Below are 3,563 nucleotides of genomic sequence, written 5' to 3'. Positions count from 1 at the left end.
GCCGCGTTTAGCCAGACTTCGCTACCCGTCCAAAAAACAACTGTTGATACCAAATCAACTCCACTATATTACCAAATAACCGGGTATTTAGTCAACCGTTTTTCTAATTTCCCCGGCGACATTTTTTTGCACCCTACAGGTCCAAAATGGCAAGTCGCGATTGCCATTCTTCAATGAACGTCGCATGGCGCCATTCGTGGTGACGATGGGTACCATACCCCACTGACTGATTATAGTACAGCGTCCCATTAATCATCGTGGGAGCTGGTTTTATATGCAAATGACCAAAGACCACACGCTCAACACCAAAATCTTGAATTTGGTCTCCGAGACGTTGAGACCCCAGGAGACCCACATAAACGTTCCAAAAACGGTCATCATCATTGAAATGGACATAGTGGTTGGATGGCACAAAATGCGTCATAAACAGAATTTTTTTGCCAGCTGCTCGCGCTTGAGTAAACTGGGCCTTCGTCTGAGCTAATACCCGGGACATGCGCTCGATATCCGGGATTGGTTGCTTGATTAGGCCATCGACCGAAAAGGCCCGTTTCCAAGCCAAAAACTGCGCCGGCGTGCGATTGACTCTAGTGGCAAAAGAGTAGTCATACCACCCGTTATTGCCAATGACCCGCCAATCGGTACCTGCTACATCGAGGTATTGGTTATGAAAATATTCAGGGCTCATGCGGGTTTCAAGTTCAGCATAACTAATCCCTTTCACCATGTCATGGTTACCAGCAATAAATTTGACCGTGACCTCAGGCATTTTGGCCGCCAACGTTTGCGCGAATTGCTGACTTTTCCGAAAGTCATTAAAAAGGTCACCTGCGATCAAATAAATATTAACATTTTGGTGCTGCAAAAACGCCACCTGTTCCGAGATGACCACCTCAGGATCAAGCAGATTAATATCAATATGGTTATCACTGGAAATTGCTAGTCGTACCATTATTTTCTCCTACAAATAAAAAGGTGTGTTACAAGTATCGTAACACACCTTTCAACTTTTATAGCTTAGTTAATACCAGCCATCAGCCGCTTGATTGGTTTAATCAAGAATGCCAAGACAATGGCGGCCACAATAGCAACAATCCCAGTAATCGCGAAATAAGCAACTTCGTTTTCTGGCGTATAGAATTGCACAATTTGTGAGTTAACCGCTTGGCCAGCCGAATCGGCCAAGAACCACATACTCATCATTGAAGATTGGAACGCTCTTGGGGCCAACTTGGTCGTGACAGAAAGACCGATTGGTGAGATTAATAATTCAGAAATTTCAACAATCAACCAACTCCCCACTAACCATAGTGGGCTAACCTTGGCATCCACGCCAAACATCGCAACGGGGATGACCATGAACAGGTATGAAAGTCCGGCAAAAACCAACCCAAGTGAAAACTTGGTTGGTGAAGAAGGTTGCCGCTTACCCAATGTCGTCCACAGTGTGGCAAAAATTGGCGTCAACAAGACGATAAACAGGGGGTTCAAAGACTGGTACCATGACGGATCAATTTTGAACCAGCCTAACTGGTTGTTAGTTTGATCTGCTGCGAAGAGCGCTAACACAGATGAACCAGATTCTTCGATTGCCCAGAAAATAGCAGCAGCCAAGAACAATGGAACATAGGCCCAAACCCGAGAGCGCTCGACATCATTGACCTTCTTACTTGTTAACATAAGTATGAAAATCGTAATTGGAGCAATCACAGCCACAATACTCAATAACGTAATGAAACTAGCAATGCTTAATACATCAAAGACCTTCATGATTAGGACAATTAACGCAAAGGCAATAACCCCAAGCGTGACCTTAAATGAAAGTCCTTTAGCTTCACCGGGTTCCAATGGATCATCGGGATAAAATGAATCCTTGCTAAGATACTTACTACCACCGCGCCAGTATGAGATAAGGCCGAAGAACATCCCAATAGCGGCAAGTGAAAATCCAACGTGGAAGTTAAACATCTTTTGTGCTTGACCCACGACGATTGGTGAAATTAACGATCCTAAGTTAATCCCAAAGACAAAGATGGTAAAACCAGAATCCCGACGATTGTCACCTTCTTTGTATAAGCCACCAACCATTTCAGACACGTTTGGTTTTAACAAACCAGTCCCAATCGTGATTAATACGATGGCCAGGAATAAGGCCCATTCACCAGCCGGAAGTGACAACGAAATATGACCAAACATGATCAAAATCCCACCGTAAAGAACCGTCCGACGACTCCCCCAAATCCGGTCACTCATAAAGCCACCAAGGACTGATGACAGGTAAACCAAGGAACCGTAAATGGACATAATTGAGGCTGCAAGCCCCTTGTCCATTCCTAGACCACCATCTGCTATTGAATAATACATATAGTAGATGAGGATGGCCCGCATACCATAGTAACTAAATCGTTCCCAGAACTCCGTAAAGAACAGGGTCGAAAGACCTCTTGGCTGACCTAAAAACGCATGGTCAAGATCTTTTGTACCTTTGTTATCCAAAATAATACCTCCAAACATCGTCACCATACTTAGAATTGTATGGTCTTCCTAACAAAGAGAAGTGCTCTCCTAATAGCTTTCTAATTAAAGCATACAGGCAATTATACCCTCAAAGGATATACAACGCAATGATTCTTTAACCAGAAAAACGAATAAACTATCAAATATTTGTTAGGCAATTATGATGATGCCGTGAGGCATTCTAATTCGCTGCTTATTCATTGCTGGCCAGTTCACTTAGCGCAAATTTCACCAAATTTTCGCCGTTTAGCCAACCATAAACGTCATCGGGGATTTTCTCTACCCGAGAATTCAACTGCTTCAGTTGATCGTATTTATAGGTCACTTGAGGGGCAACTAAGACTAAATCAGCGTCAGTCATTGCCTCTTCCATTGCACTACTATAACTTGCCGCTTCAAATGTAATTGGTGCATGGTAAGCCTCTGAAGAGCGTTCGGCTGAATCCCGCAATAATTCACTCGAAATCCCACTACCACAAATAATTAGTACTCGCGTCATTATGAGTCCTCCCAACTTATTAACACACTTTACCTATTTGATATTAACAAATTAAGAATACCACTGCCAAACCTATACCACAAGCCGAAATTAACGGATGAGTTGCCTAAACAAAAGTATATTTAGAACTATACCAATATTTCTTGGTGGTGGATTGTTAATTCAACGTAAAAAAAAGTACTAACCTTTTACGGTTAGTACTTCTATCGCAGTGTTATAAACTGCCGGCTGAGGAATTCGAATCCCCGACCCTCGGTTTACGATACCGATGCTCTACCAACTGAGCTAAGCCGGCATGAANCGGTGTCTTAACCACTTGACCAACGGGTCATACTTATTACCAACGGAGAGTGAGGGATTCGAACCCTCGAAACAGGCTTTTACCCGTTTACACCATTTCCAGTGGTGCTCCTTCGGCCAGCTCGGACAACTCTCCATTTTACCTCCGGCAGGCGGGCTCGAACCGTCGACAACCTGATTAACAGTCAGGTGCTCTACCAACTGAGCTATGCCGGAATAATCGCGTGGCAACGTCCTACCCTCGCAG

General features: G+C 43.9%; 3 protein-coding genes and 3 tRNA genes. All 6 read right to left on the bottom strand.

Translation table 11 applies throughout. The features are described from left to right. Nucleotides 1–133: 133 nt before the first annotated feature. Nucleotides 134–952 (bottom strand): metallophosphoesterase, encoded by an 819-nt coding sequence (locus FC96_RS12460; RefSeq protein ID WP_056943232.1) that lies wholly within the window; start codon nucleotides 950–952, stop codon nucleotides 134–136. Nucleotides 953–1,017: 65 nt separating this feature from the next. Next, nucleotides 1,018–2,514 carry a peptide MFS transporter gene (locus tag FC96_RS12455; protein ID WP_056943233.1) on the bottom strand — a complete coding sequence of 499 codons (1,497 nt, stop codon included), beginning with the start codon at nucleotides 2,512–2,514 and terminating at the stop codon, nucleotides 1,018–1,020. A 196-nt stretch (nucleotides 2,515–2,710) separates the two neighbouring features. After that, nucleotides 2,711–3,016, bottom strand: a complete 306-nt coding sequence (locus tag FC96_RS12450; RefSeq protein WP_054660539.1) for a PTS sugar transporter subunit IIB — start codon at nucleotides 3,014–3,016, stop codon at nucleotides 2,711–2,713. A 222-nt stretch (nucleotides 3,017–3,238) separates the two neighbouring features. Further along, nucleotides 3,239–3,311 (bottom strand) — tRNA-Thr (locus FC96_RS12445). Between the two features lie 49 nt (nucleotides 3,312–3,360). Next, a tRNA-Ser gene (locus FC96_RS12440) sits at nucleotides 3,361–3,452 on the bottom strand. A 7-nt stretch (nucleotides 3,453–3,459) separates the two neighbouring features. Further along, nucleotides 3,460–3,532: transfer RNA gene (locus FC96_RS12435), tRNA-Asn, on the bottom strand. Nucleotides 3,533–3,563 lie beyond the last annotated feature (31 nt).

It is taken from the genome of Secundilactobacillus kimchicus JCM 15530 (assembly GCF_001433995.1).
Taxonomy (GTDB): domain Bacteria; phylum Bacillota; class Bacilli; order Lactobacillales; family Lactobacillaceae; genus Secundilactobacillus; species Secundilactobacillus kimchicus.
The sequence above is the reverse complement of the archived record's forward strand: the minus strand, read 5'-3'. Positions and strand labels throughout refer to the sequence as shown.

What these genes read in the sequence shown, in the direction of transcription:
- FC96_RS12460 (WP_056943232.1), bottom strand. Translation starts at nt 952, where the DNA reads ATGGTACGACTAGCAATTTCCAGTGATAACCATATTGATATTAATCTG.
- FC96_RS12455 (WP_056943233.1), bottom strand. Translation starts at nt 2,514, where the DNA reads ATGTTTGGAGGTATTATTTTGGATAACAAAGGTACAAAAGATCTTGAC.
- FC96_RS12450 (WP_054660539.1), bottom strand. Translation starts at nt 3,016, where the DNA reads ATGACGCGAGTACTAATTATTTGTGGTAGTGGGATTTCGAGTGAATTA.